Raw genomic sequence first — 19109 nt, forward strand, 5'->3', positions numbered from 1 at the left:
GACCTCCGTGCGCATCCAGGCCCGCTTCTGGGTGGGCGCACTGCTGCTCACCGCCTTCGTCCTGTGGCTGCTTTCCGGCATCCTCCTGCCGTTCGTGGCGGGCATCGTGCTCGCCTACTTCCTCAATCCGGTGGTCGCGCGCCTCGAGCGCATCGGCGTCGCCCGCGCCCTCTCCGCCCTCGTGGTGGTGGGGATCATGCTGCTGCTGGTGATGCTGTTCTTCCTGCTGGCGCTGCCCATCCTGTCGTCCCAGCTGTTCGAGTTCATCCAGCGCCTGCCGTCCTACGTGACGCGCCTGCAGGGCCTTCTGACCGAAGAGAACCGGGAATGGCTGAGCGGCATCGTCGGCGACCGGCTGCCGGACATGCAGCGCTCCATCTCCGACCTGATGACCCAGGGGGTCAGCCATGTGCTGAGCCTGCTCTCGTCGGTCTGGTCCGGCGGGCAGGCGCTGATCTCGCTGTTCGCGCTGCTGGTGGTGACGCCGGTGGTTGTGTTCTACATCCTGTGCGACTGGAATGAGATGGTCGGGCTGGTGGACCGGCTGGTGCCCGTGCCGCACCGCCCGGTGGTGAGGAGCCTCGCCCTCGCCATGGACAGCGCGGTGGCCGGCTTCGTGCGCGGCCAGGCCATGGTCTGCCTGCTGCTCGGCGGTTTCTATGCCGTCTCCCTCTCCATGGTGGGGCTGAACTTCGGCCTGCTGATCGGCATCGTGTCCGGGGTCATCACCTTCATCCCCTATGTGGGTTCGCTGACCGGCTTCGTGCTGGCCATGGGCGTCGCCATCGTCCAGTTCTTCCCGGACTGGAGCATGATCGGCACCGTGCTCGCCATCTTCGTCGCCGGCCAGACCATCGAGGGCTATGTGCTCTCGCCGAAACTGGTGGGCGACAGCATCGGCGTGCATCCGGTGTGGCTGATGTTTGCCCTGTTCGCCTTCGGCTACCTGTTCGGCTTCGTCGGCCTGCTGCTGGCTGTGCCGCTGACGGCGGTGGCGGGCGTTCTGGTGCACTTCGCCATCGCCCGCTACATGCAATCCTCGCTCTACCAGGGCGCGGCGGACGATGATCCGCCGGCGGAGGCGCGCTGACCCTATGCCCCGCCCCCCGGCAGAACCGCCGCGCCAGCTTGCCCTCGACCTGCCGAACCAGCCGGCGCTGCGCCGCGACGACTTCCTCGCCGCGCCCGGCAACGCGGCGGCGCTCGCCTTGATCGACGCCTTTCCCGACTGGCCGTCGCGTGTCGCCTGCCTCGTCGGCCCGGAAGGCGCGGGCAAGAGCCACCTCGCCGCCATCTTCGCCGAGCGGTCGGGCGCCCTGACGATGGCTGCCCGCGACCTCGTGCGCGAGGCTGTGCCGGCGGCCCTCGCCCGCGACGCGCTGGTGCTGGAGGACCTCGACCCGGCGACCTTCAGCGAGCCGGCTTTGTTCCACCTGCTCAATCTCGCCCGCGAGCAGCAGTCCTATCTCCTGATGACGGCGCGCACGCCGCCCTCCGGCTTCCCTCTCGCCACGGCCGACCTCGCCTCCCGGCTGCGCGCCATCCCGGTGTTCGAGATCGCCCCGGCGGACGATTCCCTGCTGGCGGCCGTGCTGGTGAAGCTGTTTGCAGACCGGCAGCTCGCGGTGGACGAGGCGACCGTGCAATATCTGTTGCTGCGCATCCCGCGCTCGGTGGCGGGGGCCCAACGCATCGTCGAGGCGCTCGACCAGGCCGCGCTGGCCGCCCGGCGGCCGGTGACCCGCGCGCTGGCAGCCCAGGTGCTGGCGGCCGGCGATCTGGCGGACGAGGCCTCCGCCGGGACCGATCCGGACGCGGACGATTGAGGAACGCGCAAGGCCGGCGCAATGTCATAGAGTGGTCATGCAAGCCGGCCATGGTCCGGCCGGTTTCCGCCAATGAGGCATGAGGGAGCGACGGGAGCGAATGGGCATGAACGAGGCTGTGGCTCTCTCCGACACCGAAATCGTCTCCGAAGTGGAAAGCCCGCTCGCGCAGTCGCCGCAGCGGTTCATCAATCGCGAGATTTCCTGGCTCGGCTTCAACCGCCGCGTGCTGGAGGAAGCGGAGAACCGCAATCATCCCCTGCTGGAGCAGTTGCGCTTCCTCTCCATCTCCGCCAACAACCTCGATGAATTCTTCATGGTCCGCGTCGCCGGCCTGAAGGAGCAGGTGCGCGAGGGCGTGCAGACCCAGAGCCCGGATGGCCTCACCCCTTCCGAGCAGCTCACCACCATCCTCGCCGCCGCCGCACAGCTGATCTCCGACCAGCAGGCGCGCTGGCGCGAACTGAGGCGCGACCTTGCCGCCGCCGGCATCGTGCTGGTGGATGGCGGGGATGGGACGCCCGAGGACATGGAGGTGCTGGAGCGGCACTTCCTCAACCACGTCTTCCCGGTCCTGACCCCGCTCGCCATCGATCCGGCCCACCCCTTCCCGTTCATTCCCAATCTGGGCTTCTCGCTGGCCCTCCAGCTGGTGCGCCAGTCGGACGGGCGGGGCATGAACGCGCTCATCCGCATCCCGGCCAAGGTCGACCGCTTCATCCGCCTGCCGGATCAGGGCACCGGCACGCTGCGTTTCATGACGCTCGAGCAGATGATCGGCCTGTTCATCGCGCGCCTCTTCCCCGGCTATGCGGTGAAGGGACAGGGCGTGTTCCGCGTCATCCGCGACAGCGATCTCGAAATCGAGGAAGAGGCCGAAGACCTCGTCCGCCTGTTCGAGACCGCCCTCAAGCAGCGCCGCTACGGCGAGGTGATCCGCATGGAGGCCGACGCCGCCATGCCGGAGGAGCTGCGCAATTTCGTCGCCCGCGAACTCGGCGTGAACGACGACGAGATTTTCGTGGTGGACGGCGTGCAGGCGCTGAACGAATTCTCACAGCTCGTCTCGGTGGACCGGCCGGACCTGAAATTCCAAGCCTACAACGCCCGATTTCCCGAGCGCATCCGCGACCACGGCGGAGACTGCTTTCTCGCTATTCGCGAGAAGGACATTCTGGTTCACCACCCTTATGAATCCTTTGACGTGGTGGTTCAGTTTCTGCGTCAGGCCGCCCGCGACCCCAACGTCGTCGCCATCAAGCAGACCCTCTACCGCACCTCCTCCGACAGCCCCATCGTGAAGGCGCTGGCCGAAGCGGCCGAGGCCGGCAAGTCGGTGACCGCGCTGGTGGAGCTGAAGGCGCGCTTCGACGAGGAAGCCAACATCCGCTGGGCCCGCGACCTGGAGCGCGCCGGCGTGCAGGTGGTATTCGGCTTCATCGAGCTGAAGACCCACGGCAAGCTCTCCATGGCGGTGCGCCGGGAAGGCTCCCAGCTCGCCACCTACGTGCATGTTGGCACCGGCAACTACCACCCCATTACCGCACGTATCTACACCGACCTCTCCTTCTTCACCGCCGATCCGGTGATCGCCCAGGACGTGGCGCGCATCTTCAACTTCATCACCGGCTATGCGACGCCAGGTGAACTCGACGCCATGGCCGTGTCGCCCTCCTTCCTCAAGCCGCGGCTGATGAAGCACATCGCGGACGAGATCGAGTTTGCCCGGGCGGGCCGTCCGGCGGCCATCTGGCTGAAGTGCAATTCGCTGGTGGATCCCGAGATCATCGACGCGCTCTATGCCGCCAGCGCCGCCGGCGTTCAGGTGGATTGCGTCATCCGCGGCATCTGCTGCCTCCGGCCCGGCATCCCCGGGCTTTCCGAGAACATCCGGGTGAAGTCCATCGTCGGGCGCTTCCTGGAGCACTCGCGCATCTACTGCTTCGGCGGCGGCCACGGCCTGCCGAGCCCGAGCGCCATCGTCTACATCTCCTCGGCCGACCTGATGCCGCGCAACCTCGACCGCCGGGTCGAGACCCTGTGCCCCATCACCAACCCGACCGTGCACGAGCAGGTGCTCGACCAGATCATGGTTGCGAACCTTATCGACAACCAGCAGAGCTGGCGCGTCTTGCCGGATGGCTCGTCGGAACGCATAGTCCCGGCGCCGGGCGAGGAGCCGTTCAACGCCCATCAGTATTTCATGACAAATCCGAGCTTGTCCGGACGTGGAAAGTCTCTCAAGGATTCTTCGCCGCGCAGCCTCTTCGTCCGCCGCGGAGGCGGGCGCTGAGTTGACGCATGCCCCCGGCCGGCTGTCCCAGGGGGCGCCGGTTGCCGTCATCGACATCGGCTCCAACTCGGTGCGCCTCGTGGTGTACGAGGGGCTCAACCGTGCCCTGACGCCGGTCTTCAACGAGAAGGCCCTGTGCGGGCTCGGCCGGGAGGTACTCTCCACCGGCCGGCTCCCGCAGGATGCGGTCGATCGCGCCTTCGCCGCGCTGAAGCGTTTCCGTGCGCTCTGTGACGCGATGCAGGTGGGCGAAGTCCATGCCCTCGCCACCGCCGCGGCGCGCGACGCGCAGAACGGCCCCGCCTTCATCGCCGAGTGCGAGGCCATCTGCGGCACCCGCATTGAGCTGCTCACCGGCAAGCGCGAGGCGGAACTTGCGGCCTATGGCATCGTCGCCGGCGTCCATGCGCCGGACGGCATCGTCGGCGACCTGGGCGGCGGCTCGCTGGAGCTGGTGGACGTGAAGGCCGGCAGCGTCGGCACGGGCGTGACCCTGCCTCTGGGCGGCCTCGCCTTGCAGGACCGCTCCTCCCGTTCGACGCGCAAGGCGGAGAAGATCGTCCGCGAGACCATCCCGGAGGCGCAGGTTCTGGAAGGCCTCGCCGGCCGTACCTTCTATGCGGTGGGCGGCACCTGGCGGGCGCTGGCGCGCCTGCACATGTTCACCAAGGGCTATCCGCTGCATGTGATGCACGGCTACGTGATACCAGCCCGCGAGGCGCTGGATTTCACCCGCATCGTCCATCGCGCCGATACCGAGGCGCTGGCCCATATCGACGTGATCTCCGACGCGCGCCGCCCGCTTTTGGCCTATGGCGCGCTGGTGCTGGAGAACATCGTGCGGCAGGGCCGTCCGTCCGAGGTGGTCATCTCGGCGCTCGGCGTGCGCGAGGGCCTGCTCTATTCGCTGCTGCCGGAAGCCGAGCGCGCCGGCGACCCGCTGCTCATCGCCGCCGCGGAGATGAACGTCCTGCGCTCCCGCTCGCCGCTGCACGGCGAGGAGCTGGTGGCGTGGACCGACGGCTTCTTCGCGTCGGCGCCCGTGCTGGAAGAAGCGGAGGAGGAGCGCCGGCTGCGCCGCGCCGCCTGCCTGCTGGCAGACGTGGGCTGGCGCGCCCATCCCGACTATCGCGGCGAGCAGAGCTTGAACATGATCGCCCATGCCGCCTTCGCCGGCATCGATCATCCCGGCCGGGCCTATGTGGCACTGTCGGTCTATTTCCGCCACGTAGGCCTCGGGGCTGACGAGAGCGACACCCGCATCCTGGAGCTTGTCACCACCGGAATGCTGGATCGCGCCCGCATCCTCGGCGCAGCCATGCGGGTGGCCTATGTGCTGTCCGCCGCCATGCCCGGCATCCTGCCCCGCATGCCGCTGAAGGTGCGCGGCGACCAACTGGCGCTGAGCGTGCCGAAACAGCTGGTGCCGCTCATCAACGAGCGGGTGCAGAACCGCCTGCGCCAGCTCGCCCGCCTCATCGGCCGCGAGCCGGCGCTGGAGCAGTATGAGGAGGGTGCGGCGGACTGATCCGCCGTCCCCACCCAGCCCCGGCCCCCTGCCCGGTCACGAAAAGGTTGCCCGTGCTCCGGCGTGGCCGCACGGATTTCCGCCTGAATTGGCCGGCAGTCTTTCAGTCATGAAACAGCTCGTGAACATCTTCGGCGGCATCGCCGGCCTTGTGGTGGCGGGTCTCGTCGGACTCGCCCTCTTCACGCTCGTGGGCGGCCTAATCCTGGTGGCAGGCATCGTCATCACCGCCCTGGTCATTGGCGGCGGCGTCTATGCCCTCGTCACCGGGCGTGCGCCCGGCATGAAGCGCGACGGCGGCTTCTCCTTCCGGGTCATCGACCTGCGCGAGACGCGCACCTACGGCACGCCGGACGAGAGCGGCATGATCGACGTGACCCCGCCCAAGGATCCTCGCCGCAACGTCTGATCACCCGCCATTGCGGGGGAGTTCAGCCGGCTGACTGGTGATATGGTCTGCTCCCTTTGAAGCGGGAGTGGGCTTGGGACATGCATGGGGCGATCGGTTCGGGCGCGGTTCTGGCGGTGGTCGCAACCTGCGTCGTGCTGGCGATGCTGACGGTCGTCACCCATGCGATCGCGCTGACGGTCATCCGTCGGCGCCTCACGCACCGCATCAGAGGAAAAGTCTACGTCGACCACGTCTTCGTCGAGGCCGCCATCATCAGCGCGACGGTGCTCAGCCTCAGCCTCGTGCACCTCGCGGAAGTCTGCATCTGGGCTGCCGCCTATGTGCTGCTCGACGCAATCGGCGACCCGCGGGACGCCATCTATTATTCCCTGTCCACCTACACCACGCTCGGCCCTGACGGTGTAACCATCGCTAAGGCGTTCCGGGCCGTGGCCGGCTTCGAATCGCTCATCGGTCCGATGATGGTGGCCTGGTCCACGGCCTTCCTGGTGGAATTCGTGGTCCGGATGCGCGGGGGCAACACCGGCACGGGCTGAGCCGCGCCGGTGCGAGTCCCAGGCCGCTTCAGACGCTGGTCGGGTAGTTCGGGCTCTCGCGGGTGATGGTCACGTCGTGCACATGACTCTCGCGCAGGCCGGCCGAGGAGATGCGCACGAAGCGGGCGCGCTCGCGGAACTCCTTCAGGTTGCTGCCGCCCACATAGCCCATGGCCGCCCGGAGGCCGCCGGCGAGCTGGTGGAGCACGGCACCCACCGGGCCCTTGTAGGCCACCTGGCCCTCGATGCCTTCCGGCACCAGCTTCAGGGTGTCGCGCACCTCGGCCTGGAAGTAGCGATCGGCCGAGCCGCGGGCCATGGCGCCCACCGAGCCCATGCCGCGGTACGACTTGTACGAGCGGCCCTGGAACAGGAACACCTCGCCCGGGCTCTCGTCGGTGCCGGCGAGCAGCGAGCCCACCATGGCGGCGGACGCGCCGGCCGCCAGCGCCTTGGCGAGATCGCCGGAGAACTTGATGCCGCCGTCCGCCACGACAGGCGTTCCGGTGGCGAGAGCCGCCTCCACCGCGTCCATCACGGCGGTGAGCTGGGGCACGCCGACGCCGGCGACGATGCGGGTGGTGCAGATGGAGCCGGGGCCGATGCCCACCTTCACCGCATCCGCGCCCGCATCGATCAGCGCCTTGGCGCCGTCCGAGGTGGCGATGTTGCCGGCGAGGATCTGGGTGCGGTTGGAGAGCTTCTTGATGCGAGAAACCTGGTCCAGCACCTTGCGCGAATGGCCGTGGGCGGTGTCCACCACCACGAGGTCCACCCCGGCGTCGATCAGGCGCTCGGTACGCTCGAAGCCGTCCTCGCCCACCGTGGTGGCGGCGGCGACGCGCAGGCGGCCCTGCTCGTCCTTGGCGGCGCTGGGGTAAGCGACCGCCTTCTCGATGTCCTTCACCGTGATGAGGCCGACGCAGCGATCGTCCGCGTCCACCACCAGCAGCTTCTCGATGCGGTACTGGTGCAGCAGGCGCTTGGCCTCGTCCTGGTTCACCTGGCCCTCGCGGACGGTGACCAGCCGGTCCTTGGTCATCAGCTCGGCGACGCGCTGGGCGGGATCGCGGGCGAAGCGCACGTCACGGTTGGTTAGAATGCCGACGAGACGGCCGGCGATGCCGCCGGTGCCCCGCTCCACCACCGGAATGCCGGAGATGGAATAGCGCTTCATCAGGTCGAGCGCGTCGGAGAGCGTCTGGTCGGGGTGGATGGTGACGGGGTTCACCACCATGCCCGATTCGTACTTCTTCACCTGCCGCACATGCTCGGCCTGCATCTCGGGCGAGAGATTGCGGTGGATGACGCCGATACCGCCAGCCTGCGCCATGGCGATGGCGAGCCGCGATTCGGTCACCGTGTCCATGGCCGCGGAAATGATCGGCATGTTGAGGCTGATGGTCTTGGTGAGCTGGGTGGTGATCTCCACCTGACCGGGCATCACCTCGGAGGCGCCGGGCGTCAGCAGCACATCGTCGAACGTCAGCGCCTCGCGGAAGCGCGAGCGGCTGTCGATTGCGGACGAATGCGCGGTCCCATTGGGGGTCGTCATGGCCAACTCCTGGTGGCGGCGCGGAACGCGACCGCTGGATCGGGGCCGGAACGAGGGACTGAGCCTGGACCCAGCCGTGGGCTGGCCGAGGGGCTTAAGAACCTCGCTACGAGTTGGCAGTGGCCGATACCATGGGTGCGCGACGAATAGAAGACCTGTTGCGAGGGATTCGCCGCAGGGCACGCATGCGCCGGACGAGGAGCCGGAAAAGCGGCGGTCTCAGCGGGTGACGAGAATCAGCGTGTTTCCCGCCCCGTAGGTCTGCACCAGGGAATAGAGCGTCGCGGCATTGGACGGGTGCAGCCGCACGCAGCCGTGCGAGGCCGGCGCACCGAGGCGGCTGACCTCGTAGCTGCCGTGGATGGCGTAGCCCCCGTTGAAGAAGATCGAGTAGGGCATGGGCGAGTTGTAATATTTGCGCGAGAAATAGCTGCGGTACATGCGCTGGGGCCGGTAGGCGCCAGTGGGCGTGACATAGCCGCGGCGGGCGGTGGAGACCGGCCAGGAATATTGCGGCATGCCGTTCACGCTCACGGTCATGTTCTGCCGCGACAGGTCGATCCGCGCCACCACGGCCGCGGTGCCGGCGGAGGCGGGCGCGGCAAAGGCCAGCACCCATATGAGCGAGACCGCGAGGAGAAGCGACGCCAGCCATCTGCCGAAAGCCGGCGACGGGCGCATCGCGGGCAGACGCCTTGCCTCGGCCCGGCCGGTACGCGGCCGCACAACCAACGGTAGACTCATGCCCGTTACCCTCCCGTCAGCCATAGTGCCACGCTTGCAACCGCGCGCAAGGTGTTGCTGCCGCAGGGACATCTGGCCGATGCCGGCGGCCGGGCGTCGGTGCCCCGTTTCCATCCGGCTCCAGCCCCACTAAGGTCCGCCCGTCGGCGGCGGATGTTTCGGGTCCGCGCCTGAAGGAGACCTGCCCCATGGTGATGATGCTGCTCGGCCTCGTGGTCTTCCTTGGCATCCATCTGGTGACGACTGTCCGGGGTCTGCGCGCCGGCCTCATCGCCCAATTGGGGGAAGGCCCCTACAAGGGCTTCTATTCCCTGCTGGCGGCGTCCGGCCTCCTTCTCACGGCCTATGGCTACGCGCTGTGGCGTGCCTCCGGCCCCATGCAGGTGTGGAACCCGCCGGTGGGGATGCGGCACCTCACGCTGCTCCTGATGCTGTTCGCCGCCATTTCCATCGTCGCCGCCTATGTGCCGAGCCATGTGAAGGCCTGGCTCAAGCACCCCATGCTGGTGGGCGTGAAGACGTGGGCGGTGGCGCATCTGCTCGCCAATGGTGACCTCGCCTCCATCGTGCTGTTCGGCGCGGTGCTGGCCTGGGCGGTGTTCGACCGCATCTCGCTGAAGCGGCGCGACCTGCCGGCCCCGGTGGCGCCGAAGAACTGGGCCGGCGACGCGCTGGTGGTGGGCGGGGGGCTGGTGCTCTATCTCGCCCTCGCCTACCTATTCCATCCCTACGTCGTCGGCGTGCCGGTGATGTAGAAGCGGCCAACGCCGCAGGGGAACAAGAACAACGTACAGGTGAGGACGGCTCCCGCCGGAGCCGCGAACGACCCCGGCCGCAGCCAAGACGGCGGCCAAGCCAAGAGGAACGCCATGTCCATTCAGGCCGACGCCCGCCGCGTCACCGCGCCCGAGATCCAGGCCCGCAAGGGGGGAGAGCCCATCGTGTCGCTCACCTCCTACCACGCGCATACGGCGCGCCTGCTCGACCGCCACGTGGACCTGATCCTCGTCGGCGACAGCCTCGGCATGGTGATGCACGGGCTGGAGACCACCGTCCCCGTCACCGTGGAGATGATGATCGTCCACGGCCGCGCGGTGGTGCGCGGCACGCAGCGCGCGCTCATCGTGGTGGACCTGCCCTTCGGCAGCTACGAGGCGAGCCCGACCGAAGCCTTCCACACCGCCGCCCGCGTGCTCAAGGAGACCGGCGCAGGCGCGGTGAAGCTCGAAGGCGGGCGCCGCATGGCCGAGACCGTGCGCTTCCTGGTGGATCGCGGCGTGCCGGTGATGGGCCATGTGGGCCTCACCCCGCAGGCCATCAACACGCTCGGCTCGTTCAAGGCGCGCGGCCGCGACGATGCCGAGGCCTCCATCATCCTCGACGACGCCCGCGCCATCGCCGAGGCCGGCGCCTTCTCCATCGTGCTGGAGGCCATCGCCGAGCCGCTCGCCCGCCGCATCACCGAGGAAGTCCCCTGCCCCACCATCGGCATCGGCGGCTCGCCGGCCTGCGACGGGCAGATCCTGGTGCTGGAGGACATGCTGGGCCTCGGCGACCGGGTGCCGAAGTTCGTGAAGAAGTACGCGAACCTCGGCCCGGCCATCGAGACGGCGGTGGCGACCTATGCCGAGGAAGTGCGCGCCCGCACCTTCCCGGCCAAGGAGCACACCTACGCACCCCGCCTGGTGGACAAGCCGGCCAAGGCCTCCTGATGGGGCGGATGCGCTCCGGGGCGGCAACGCCCCTCGCCCGCCTCGCCCTCACCCTGTCCCTCGTTTTGGCCCCGGCGCTCCTCGCGATGCGCCCGGCGGCCGCGGCCGAGGACTGCCTGCTCGTCACCGATCTCGACAGCGGCCGGGTACTGGCGAAGCAGGGGCTGTGCGCCGCGCGGCATCCACCCAACTCCACCTTCAAGGTGGTTCTGGCGCTGATGGGCTACGACGCCGGCATCCTCAAGAGCGACAGCAAGCCTGTCTACGAGCCCCCGCCCGGTGCCGACCTCGAGCGGGAGGTCACGCGCGGGCCGCAGACGCCCCGCTCCTGGATGAAGAACTCGGTGGTCTGGTATTCCGAGGTACTGGCCGCCGAGCTCGGCGGCGAGCGGATGGCCCACTATCTCAAGGTCTTCACTTACGGCAACGAGAACATGGGCGGGGTGAAGGGCGAGGCGGAGCCCGGCAAGCGCTACTGGATCTCCTCCTCCCTCGTCATCTCCCCGCGCGAGCAGATCGACTTCCTGCGCCGCATGCTGAAGGGCCAGCTGCCGGTTTCGGCCGACGCGGTCGACGAGACCATCCGCATCATGGCCATCGACGAGCAGCCCGCCGGCTGGCTCACTTTCGGCAAGACCGGCTCCGGCTTCGGGCGCTTCCCGGACGGACGCATCGACCGGTCGCGCCCGTTCGGCTGGTTCGTGGGCTTCGCGAGGAAGGACGGCCACACCGCCGTGTTCGTGCGCTACACCTCCCTCGACATGGCCTCCCCCGAATCCCTCGGACTGGTGGCACGGCGGCAGACGCTGGCGGCGCTCGTCCCGGTCCTGTCGGCTCAGGCCCCCTGAGCCTGCCGGCTGAGGCCTTCCGATAGATATCCGCGAGGAGTTGAGCGTGCCGGTCTCCGCCATCGTGTCGGCCTTCGTCGCCGCCCTCGTGGGCTTCGGCGGGACCCTCGCCCTCATTCTCTCCGCCGCCGCGGCAGTGGGCGCGAGCCCAGCGCAGGCGTCGTCCTGGGTGGCGGCGCTCTGTCTCGCGATCGCGGGATCGAGCGCTTTTCTGTCCATCCGCCACCGCCTGCCCATCATCACCGCCTGGTCCACGCCGGGCGCGGCCCTGCTGGCTGCCTTCGGGGCGGGGATCGGCATGGAGCGGGCGGTGGGGGCCTTCCTGGTGGCTGGGCTCCTCATGGTGGCTTGCGCCGCGGTGAAGCCGCTCGGCACGCTGGTGGCCCGCATTCCCGTGGCGGTGGCGGCGGCGATGCTGGCGGGCGTGCTGGTGCGCTTCGTCACGGCGCTGGCCGAACATGCGGTGAAGAGCCCGCTGCTGGTGCTGCCTGTCGTGGCCGCCTTCTTCCTCACCCGCCGGCTGGCGCCGAGCTGGTCCGTGCCGGCGGCGCTCGTCGCCGGCATCGGCGCGGCCCTCGGGCTGGGCGTGGTGGGACCGATGCCCGCGCCGGAGCTGTCGGCGCTGGTGTGGGTGACGCCGGAATTCGACGGCGGCGTGCTCCTCAGCATCGCGTTGCCGCTGTTCCTCGTGACCATGGCGTCACAGAATCTGCCCGGCTTCGCCGTGCTCACCGCCAGCGGCTACGTGCCGCCCGTGCGCTCCATCCTCGCCACCACCGGCATCGCTTCGGTGCTCACCGCGCCGTTCGGTGCCCATGCCTCGAATCTCGCCGCCATCACCGCCGCCTTGTGCACGGGGCCGGACTGCGACCCGGACCCGCGGGCGCGATGGAAGGCGGGGCCGGTCTATGCCCTGTTCTATCTGCTGCTGGCCGCGGCGGGGGCCTCCCTGGTCGCGGTGTTCGCGGCGCTGCCACCGGCGCTGGTCGCGACCATCGCGGGGCTGGCGTTGATCGCTCCCCTCACCGGCTCACTCACCGCGGCGCTCAGCGTGGACAAGGACCGCACCGCCGCCATCGTGACCTTCGCCACCACGGCGTCGGGAATCAGTGCCCTCGGCCTCGGCGCCCCGGTGTGGGGGCTGGCCGCCGGCCTCGCCGTGTTCGCCATGGATACCGTGCGCCGCCGCTGACGGGAGCGGGCCCTGAAATGAAAAACCCCGCGAGCGACGGGCGCCCGCGGGGTGGGAGGATGTCGGGCCGGCCCCGGGGCCGGCGACTGACGGCCTAGCTGTTGGCCTTGCGGGCCTTCATCTGCTGCCAGATCGCGATGACCTCGCCGACGAAGCCGCGGCGGAACAGCGAGACGGCGAGCACGAAGATGACGCCCTGGATCACCAGCACCCACTCGCCGAGACCGGCGAGATAGTTCTGCATGGTCACGATCACCGCCGCGCCAACCACAGGGCCGAGCACGGTGCCCATGCCGCCCACCAGCGTCATCAGCACCACCTCGCCCGACATCTGCCAGGCGACGTCGGTGAGCGAGGCGAGCTGGAACACCAGCACCTTGGTGGAGCCGGCGAGACCCGCCAGCGCCGCCGAGAGCACGAAGGCAAGCAGCTTGTACTGGTTGGCCCGGTAGCCGAGCGAGATGGCGCGCGGCTCGTTCTCGCGGATCGCCTTCAGCACCTGCCCGAAGGGCGAATGGATGGTGCGGTAGATGACGAAGAAGCCGAACAGGAAGATCGCCAGCACGAAGTAGTAGAGGTGGATGTCCTGGCTGATGTCGATGACGCCGAACAGCGGCCGGCGCGGCACCGCCTGAAGGCCATCCTCGCCGCCGGTGAACTTCGCCTGCAGGCAGAAGAAGAAGAACATCTGCGCCAGAGCCAGCGTGACCATGGCGAAGTAGATGCCCTGCCGGCGGATGGACAGCAGCCCCGCGAGGAAGCCCAGCACCACCGAGAAGGCGACGCCGGAGAGAATGGCAAGCTCGGGGGTGAAGCCCAGCACCTTGGTGGTGTGGGCGCAGATGTAGGCCGACCCGCCGAAGAACATGGCGTGGCCGAACGACAGGAGGCCCGTGTAGCCCAGCAGCAGGTTGAAGGCGCACGCGAACAGCGCGAAGCACATCACCTTCATCAGGAACACGGGATAGACGCCGAACGGCGCCACAAGTAGCACCGCCACCGCGGCGACGGCGAACAGGAGCATGACGTTGGAGCCGGCGCCGGAGGTGGCGGGGGCGGAGGCGGGATGGGTTGCGGAGCTCATGTAGCAGCCCTCACTTGGCCGTGCCGAACAGGCCGGCGGGCTTCACCATGAGCACGATGGCCATGATGACGAAGATCACGGTGGACGATGCCTCGGGATAGAAGACCTTGGTCAGGCCCTCCACGACGCCGAGGCCGAAGCCGGTGACGATGGCGCCCATGATCGAGCCCATGCCGCCGATCACCACCACCGCGAACACCACGATGATGAGGTTCGAGCCCATGGTGGGGCTCACCTGATAGGCCGGGGCTGCAAGCACGCCGGCGAGCGCCGCAAGGCCCACGCCGAAGCCGTAGGTGAGCGTGATCATACGCGGCACGTCGATGCCGAAGGCCTGCACCAGGTCCGGCCGCTCGGTGGCGGCGCGCAGGTAGGAGCCGAGCTTGGTGCGCTCGATCACGAACCAGGTGGCGAGGCAGACGACCAGCGAGGCCACCACCACGAAGGCGCGGTAGTTGGGCAGGAACATGAAGCCGAGATTGGTGCCACCCGGGAGCGGGTTGTTGTACGGCAGGCCCGAGGAGCCGTACTGCCGCCGGAACAGGCCCTCGAGGATGAGGGCGAGGCCGAAGGTCAGCAGCAGGCCATAGAGATGATCGAGATGGTACAGCCGTTTGAGCAGCGTCCTCTCGATGACCATGCCGATGATCGCCACGATGATGGGCGAAAGCACGAGCGCCCCCCAGAAGGGGATGCCGGCATAGTTCAGCAGCATCCACGCCCCGAACGCGCCCATCATGTACTGCGCGCCGTGGGTGAAGTTGATGACGTTCAAAAGGCCGAAAATCACCGCGAGCCCGAGGCTCAGCATGGCGTAGAAGGCGCCGTTAATTAGACCCAGGAGCAATTGCCCGAACAGGGCCTGGGGGGGAATGCCGATGAGCTCGAACATCGAAGACCCGTCTCGTCAGGAGGAAACGGCGGAAACCGCAAGCGACAACCGGAACTGGGGGTACCGGACACGGAGGAGAAGGATCGGGCGGGCCCTGAGGACCCGCCCGATCCGGATTCTGGATCAGCCCTTCTTGACGAGCGGGCAGTCGCTCTCGGAGAGCGGACGGAACGCCTCGTTGGCGGGGATGGTCGCCTTCAGGGTGTAGTAGTCCCACGGCCCCTTGGATTCGGAGGGCTTCTTCACCTCATAGAGATACATGGGATGAATGGTGCGGCCGTCGACGCGCACCTCGCCCTTGCCGAACAGCGGGTCGTCGGTGGGGATTTCCTTCATCTTGGCCACAACGGCGGCGCCGTCCTTGGCAGACTTCAGGGCCTCGACCGCCTTCAGATAGTGCAGCGTGCCGGCGTAGACGCCCGCCTGCACCATGGTCGGACGCTTGCCGCCGTTGGCCGCGGCGAAGGCGTCCGCGAACTTGCGGTTGGCGTCGGTCTGGTCCCAGTACCAGGCTTCGGTCAGGGTCAGGCCCTGGGCGGTCTTCAGCCCCAGCGAATGCACGTCGGTGAGGAAGATGAGGAGGCCGGCGAGCTTCTGGCCGCCCTCGACGATGCCGTATTCCGCCGACTGCTTGATGGAGTTGATGGTGTCGCCGCCGGCATTGGCGAGGCCGATGACCTTGGCCTTGGACGACTGCGCCTGCAGCAGGAAGGAGGAGAAGTCGGCGTTGTTGAGCGGCACCTTGACGGAGCCGACCACCTTGCCGCCATTCTCCGCCACCACCTTCGAGGTGTCGCGCTCGAGCGCATGGCCGAAGGCATAGTCGGCGGTCAGGAAGAACCAGGTGTCGCCGCCGGTCTTCACGATCGCCTTGCCGGTGCCGTTGGCCAGCGCCCAGGTGTCGTAGGTCCAGTGCACGGTGTTGGGCGTGCAGGCCTTGCCGGTGAGGTCGGAAGTGGCCGCGCCGGAATTGATGAAGACCTTGTTCTTTTCCTTGGTCACGCCGCTGACCGCCAGCGCGACGCCGGAATTCGGCACGTCCAGGATGACGTCCACGCCGTCCACGTCGTACCACTGGCGGGCGATGGAGGTGCCGACGTCGGCCTTGTTCTGGTGATCGGCGAAGATCACGTCCACCTTGAGGCCCTTGGCGGCGGCGCCAAAGTCCTCGACCGCCTTCTTGGCGGCCCACACGGAGCCCTGGCCGCCGAGATCGGCGTAGAGGCCCGACTGGTCATTGAGAACGCCGATTTTGACGGGAACCTGGGCCTTGGCGGCGCCAGCGGCAACGACGACGCTGGCGGCGGCCAGCAATACGGCTGCAAGACGCATGATGTGTCCTCCCTCCGGCTGGAACCGGATTTTCTCGCTGTCGGAAACCCGGCGTCAGACGCCGAGAAAGGCTTCGAGACGAGCCGCGTTTTCCGCGATCTTGTCGTTTTCCACCATGTCCACCACACGGCCGTGCTCCACCACGTAGTGGCGATCGGCGACAGTGGAGGCGAAGTGGAAATTCTGCTCCACGAGCAGCACCGTGAACCCCTTCTTCTTGAGGTCCCGGATGATCTGGCCGATGTGCTGCACGATCACCGGCGCAAGGCCCTCGGAGGGCTCGTCCAGCAGCAGGAGCTTTGCCCCCGTGCGCAGGATGCGGGCGATGGCCAGCATCTGCTGCTCGCCGCCCGACAGCTTGGTGCCCTGGCTGTTGCGGCGCTCTTCGAGTCGCGGGAACAGCTCGTGCACCTCGTCCACGGTCAGGCCGCCGGGTAGCACCACGGGCGGCAGCAGAAGGTTCTCGCGCACCGAGAGCGAGGAGAAGATGCCCCGCTCTTCCGGGCAGATGGCGATGCCGAGCCGGGCGATCTTGTTGGGTGCCAATCCAACCGTTTCAGTGCCCTGATAGCGGATGGAACCGGCGCGCTTGCGCAGCAGGCCCATGATGGCCCGCATGGTGGTGGTCTTGCCGGCGCCATTGCGGCCGAGCAGCGTCACCACCTCGCCCGGATGAACGTCGAAGGTCATGCCGTGCAGCACATGGCTCTCGCCATAGTGGCCGTGCAGGTCCTTCACCTCGAGGAGGGGCGTTCCGTTCGCGGCCATCTCAATGCGCTCCACCGGTGCCCATGTAGGCCTCGATCACCTGCGGGTTCTTCGACACTTCGGCATAGGGGCCTTCGGTGAGGATCTCGCCGCGTGCAAGCACGGTGATCCGGTCCGAGAGATTGGCCACGACCGAAAGATTGTGCTCCACCATGAGGATGGTGCGGTTGTCCGAGACGCGCTTGATGAGGTCCGCCGTGCGGGCGATATCCTCGCGGCCCATGCCCGAGGTGGGCTCGTCCAGCAGCAGCATTTCCGGCTCGAGCGCCAGCGTGGTGGCGATCTCCAGCGCGCGCTTGCGGCCGTAGGGCAGCTCCACCGCGAGGTGCTTCGCGTACTGGGTCAGGTCCACGTCGGCGATCAGTTCCATGGCGCGGTCGTTGAGCGCTTCGAGGCTCTTCTCCGACTGCCAGAAGTGGAACGAGTTGCCGATGGGCCGCTGCAGCGCGATCCGCACGTTCTCCAGCACCGTGAGGTACGGGAACGTGGCGGAGATCTGGAACGAACGGACCATGCCCATCCGCGCAACATCCGCTGGCGGCGTGCGCGTAATATCGCGGCCGTTCAACTTGATGGTGCCGCGCGTCGGCTCCAGAAACTTGGTAATCAGGTTGAAGCACGTGGTCTTACCGGCACCGTTCGGCCCGATCAGGGCGTGAATGGTGTGGCGGCGGATCCTGAGGTCAACGTTCTTGACCGCAGCGAACCCCTTGAATTCCTTCGTAAGACCTGAAGCTTCAACGATGTAGGGCACGTCTGAGACGCTGTCCATGATCGTAAGGCGCCCTCGCTGTTCCCCGGCCGCACATCGCAAGCGACGCGCTCCAGCCGATCTCCGCAACATTCGGCACCTTGGCTGGTGCGCTTGATCTTGGGGCGCAAGCTATCATGCTCCGCCGCGGCTGCGTCAATAGACCGACGCGCCGACGAATGTCTAGCTCGATCTTACCACTATTGTCTGAGAGACGCTGCGGCAGGAGGTAATCAATAGCCATACCCGCCGTGGTTGAGCTGAAGTTGTTTTTGCTCTCAAGGTCCAACGGGATCGATGACCATGCCGAGACCGGAGCCGGCGGCATCGGTCACGACCAGCACCGCCTCGCCGGCCGGCAAACGAAAGCGCAGGCTCTTGCGCACGCCCGGGCAGGCATGCACGCCGGTGAAGGCAATCGGCGCCAGCGGCCTGCCGTCCGTGAACACGTCGAGCCACGCGCCCTCCGACACCGTGATCTGGTATTCGCCGCCAGGCGGGGGCACGGCGATGCGGGCGAATCCGGCCCGCGATTCCCGCCCCTGCCGGGTCGGCGGGAACGGCAGTGCCGCGGAAGCGCGATCCGACAAGGCGAGCGTCACGGCGCCCTCCAGCGGCAAGGACAGGCGTCCGCCGACCTCCACCGTCCGAACCGGCGCCGCAAGGCGGGTACGGGCCGATGCGAGCGGCCATGCCGCCTTGCCGCAATCCTCACCGCCCGGCTCCGCCGCCGCGACCGCCGGAACGGCCGCGACTGCGGCGCAGACGAGGGCAGGTATCACAAGCATCAACAGACGGCGTGCCAGAGCCATGCCGCGCCTCAGGATCCGGAAAACTATATCTATATGAATATATCTTTCCGGACCGGCAGGCGAGCCCTTCGGCCGGGCCTCACCCCTTCGGCGTGCGCGCCTGGACGTGATATTCCTCGTTCGGGCGCATGTCCGTGGCCGAGGCGATGCGGTTGGACATGTTGAAGAAGCCGACCACGGCGCCGATGTCCCAGATGTCGCGCTCGGAAAAGCCGACCTTGCGCAGCGCCTCCCGGTCTTCTTCCTCCACTTCGTGGGGGCGCTCGGTGAGCTTGGCGGCGAAGTCCAGCATCGCCCGGCGGCGCGGGTCGAGCCGGGCGGCGCGATAATTCATCACCATCTGCTCGCCGAGGATGGGATCGCCGGAAAGCTGGCGCACCGCAGCTCCGTGCGCCGTGAGGCAGTAATAGCAGCGGTTGATGCTGGAAACGACCACCGCGATCATCTCCCGCTCCAGCTTCGAGAGGCCGGAGGGGGCGAGCATCAGATCATTGTACATGCCGGCGAAGGCGTTCAGCTTCGCCATGTCGAGCGTATAGGCCTGGAGGACGTTCGGCACGAAGCCGATCTTCTCCACGCATTTGTCGAAATAAGCCTTGTTCGACGCATCGAGTTCGGCGGGCGGGATCGCGAGGGCGACGGCGGGAAGATCGTCGCGCTGGCGGGCAGGCTCAGCGGCCGGAACCGCCGTCTTCGGTGCAGAAGTTTTGGCCGAAGACTTTCGGCCGGACGGCGCCGCCTGAGTTTCGGGCCTGCCTTTATTTGCGGCAGTCGCGCTTTTGGCCTTTTCCACGCCCCCTACTGCCTTCACTTTCGATGCCATT

General features: G+C 67.8%; 19 protein-coding genes. 10 read left to right on the plus strand and 9 right to left on the minus strand.

Going from position 1 to position 19109, the window contains the following annotated elements; all coding sequences use genetic code 11:
• Positions 1–7 precede the first annotated feature (7 nt).
• The 6 genes from EJ105_RS22835 (at position 8) to EJ105_RS22860 (ending at position 6595) form a co-directional block, all read left to right on the plus strand.
• Positions 8–1090, plus strand: coding sequence for an AI-2E family transporter (locus tag EJ105_RS22835; RefSeq protein ID WP_250168141.1), 1083 nt, complete (start codon positions 8–10; stop codon positions 1088–1090).
• Positions 1091–1094: 4 nt separating this feature from the next.
• A complete protein-coding gene (locus EJ105_RS22840; protein ID WP_250168142.1) occupies positions 1095–1826 on the plus strand; it encodes an HdaA/DnaA family protein in 732 nt (243 codons plus the stop codon).
• Positions 1827–1932: 106 nt separating this feature from the next.
• The gene (locus tag EJ105_RS22845) at positions 1933–4119 is read left to right on the plus strand and encodes an RNA degradosome polyphosphate kinase (RefSeq protein ID WP_250168143.1); all 2187 of its coding nucleotides are present in this window, start codon (positions 1933–1935) and stop codon (positions 4117–4119) included.
• Between the two features lies 1 nt (position 4120).
• On the plus strand, positions 4121–5647 hold the full coding sequence (gene ppx / locus EJ105_RS22850; protein ID WP_250168144.1) for an exopolyphosphatase: 1527 nt from the start codon (positions 4121–4123) through the stop codon (positions 5645–5647).
• Positions 5648–5756: 109 nt separating this feature from the next.
• Positions 5757–6056 (plus strand): hypothetical protein, encoded by a 300-nt coding sequence (locus EJ105_RS22855; RefSeq protein ID WP_029555160.1) that lies wholly within the window; start codon positions 5757–5759, stop codon positions 6054–6056.
• Between the two features lie 80 nt (positions 6057–6136).
• Complete coding sequence (locus EJ105_RS22860) at positions 6137–6595, plus strand: ion channel (RefSeq protein WP_250168145.1); 459 nt, start codon at positions 6137–6139, stop codon at positions 6593–6595.
• A 28-nt stretch (positions 6596–6623) separates the two neighbouring features.
• On the opposite strand, the gene guaB is transcribed toward EJ105_RS22860, so the two are convergent.
• Positions 6624–8150 carry an IMP dehydrogenase gene (gene guaB / locus EJ105_RS22865; protein ID WP_024277836.1) on the minus strand — a complete coding sequence of 509 codons (1527 nt, stop codon included), beginning with the start codon at positions 8148–8150 and terminating at the stop codon, positions 6624–6626.
• 219 nt (positions 8151–8369) lie between these two features.
• Positions 8370–8831 (minus strand): L,D-transpeptidase, encoded by a 462-nt coding sequence (locus EJ105_RS22870; RefSeq protein WP_284145604.1) that lies wholly within the window; start codon positions 8829–8831, stop codon positions 8370–8372.
• A gap of 251 nt (positions 8832–9082) precedes the next feature.
• Between EJ105_RS22870 and EJ105_RS22875 the strand changes: the two genes are divergently transcribed.
• From EJ105_RS22875 to EJ105_RS22890, 4 genes are all read left to right on the plus strand, one after another.
• The gene (locus EJ105_RS22875; protein WP_250168146.1) at positions 9083–9649 is read left to right on the plus strand and encodes an NnrU family protein; all 567 of its coding nucleotides are present in this window, start codon (positions 9083–9085) and stop codon (positions 9647–9649) included.
• A gap of 114 nt (positions 9650–9763) precedes the next feature.
• Positions 9764–10606, plus strand: a complete 843-nt coding sequence (gene panB, locus EJ105_RS22880) for a 3-methyl-2-oxobutanoate hydroxymethyltransferase (RefSeq protein ID WP_024277833.1) — start codon at positions 9764–9766, stop codon at positions 10604–10606.
• Positions 10606–11454: a penicillin-binding transpeptidase domain-containing protein gene (locus tag EJ105_RS22885; RefSeq protein ID WP_250168147.1), complete on the plus strand. Its 849-nt coding sequence runs from the start codon at positions 10606–10608 to the stop codon at positions 11452–11454. Before panB ends, EJ105_RS22885 begins: the two co-directional genes overlap by 1 nt.
• Before the next feature lie 46 nt (positions 11455–11500).
• Positions 11501–12646, plus strand: coding sequence for a benzoate/H(+) symporter BenE family transporter (locus EJ105_RS22890; RefSeq protein WP_250168148.1), 1146 nt, complete (start codon positions 11501–11503; stop codon positions 12644–12646).
• A 94-nt stretch (positions 12647–12740) separates the two neighbouring features.
• Here EJ105_RS22890 and EJ105_RS22895 read toward each other — a convergent pair whose 3' ends face one another.
• The 7 genes from EJ105_RS22895 to EJ105_RS22925 all read right to left on the minus strand — a co-directional run bounded on the left by EJ105_RS22895 (position 12741) and on the right by EJ105_RS22925 (position 18913).
• Positions 12741–13730: a branched-chain amino acid ABC transporter permease gene (locus tag EJ105_RS22895; protein WP_394007675.1), complete on the minus strand. Its 990-nt coding sequence runs from the start codon at positions 13728–13730 to the stop codon at positions 12741–12743.
• 10 nt (positions 13731–13740) lie between these two features.
• Positions 13741–14622, minus strand: a complete 882-nt coding sequence (locus EJ105_RS22900; protein WP_029555168.1) for a branched-chain amino acid ABC transporter permease — start codon at positions 14620–14622, stop codon at positions 13741–13743.
• A 123-nt stretch (positions 14623–14745) separates the two neighbouring features.
• On the minus strand, positions 14746–15954 hold the full coding sequence (locus EJ105_RS22905; RefSeq protein WP_024277828.1) for an ABC transporter substrate-binding protein: 1209 nt from the start codon (positions 15952–15954) through the stop codon (positions 14746–14748).
• A gap of 54 nt (positions 15955–16008) precedes the next feature.
• On the minus strand, positions 16009–16722 hold the full coding sequence (locus EJ105_RS22910) for an ABC transporter ATP-binding protein (protein ID WP_024277827.1): 714 nt from the start codon (positions 16720–16722) through the stop codon (positions 16009–16011).
• 1 nt (position 16723) lies between these two features.
• Entirely contained in the window at positions 16724–17494 is a 771-nt protein-coding gene (locus tag EJ105_RS22915; protein WP_024277826.1) for an ABC transporter ATP-binding protein, read from the minus strand.
• 257 nt (positions 17495–17751) lie between these two features.
• Positions 17752–18285 carry a hypothetical protein gene (locus tag EJ105_RS22920; protein WP_250168149.1) on the minus strand — a complete coding sequence of 178 codons (534 nt, stop codon included), beginning with the start codon at positions 18283–18285 and terminating at the stop codon, positions 17752–17754.
• Positions 18286–18364: 79 nt separating this feature from the next.
• Positions 18365–18913: a peroxidase-related enzyme gene (locus tag EJ105_RS22925; RefSeq protein ID WP_038225773.1), complete on the minus strand. Its 549-nt coding sequence runs from the start codon at positions 18911–18913 to the stop codon at positions 18365–18367.
• Between the last annotated feature and the right edge of the window lie 196 nt (positions 18914–19109).

The organism is Xanthobacter aminoxidans (assembly GCF_023571765.1).
GTDB lineage: Bacteria > Pseudomonadota > Alphaproteobacteria > Rhizobiales > Xanthobacteraceae > Xanthobacter > Xanthobacter aminoxidans.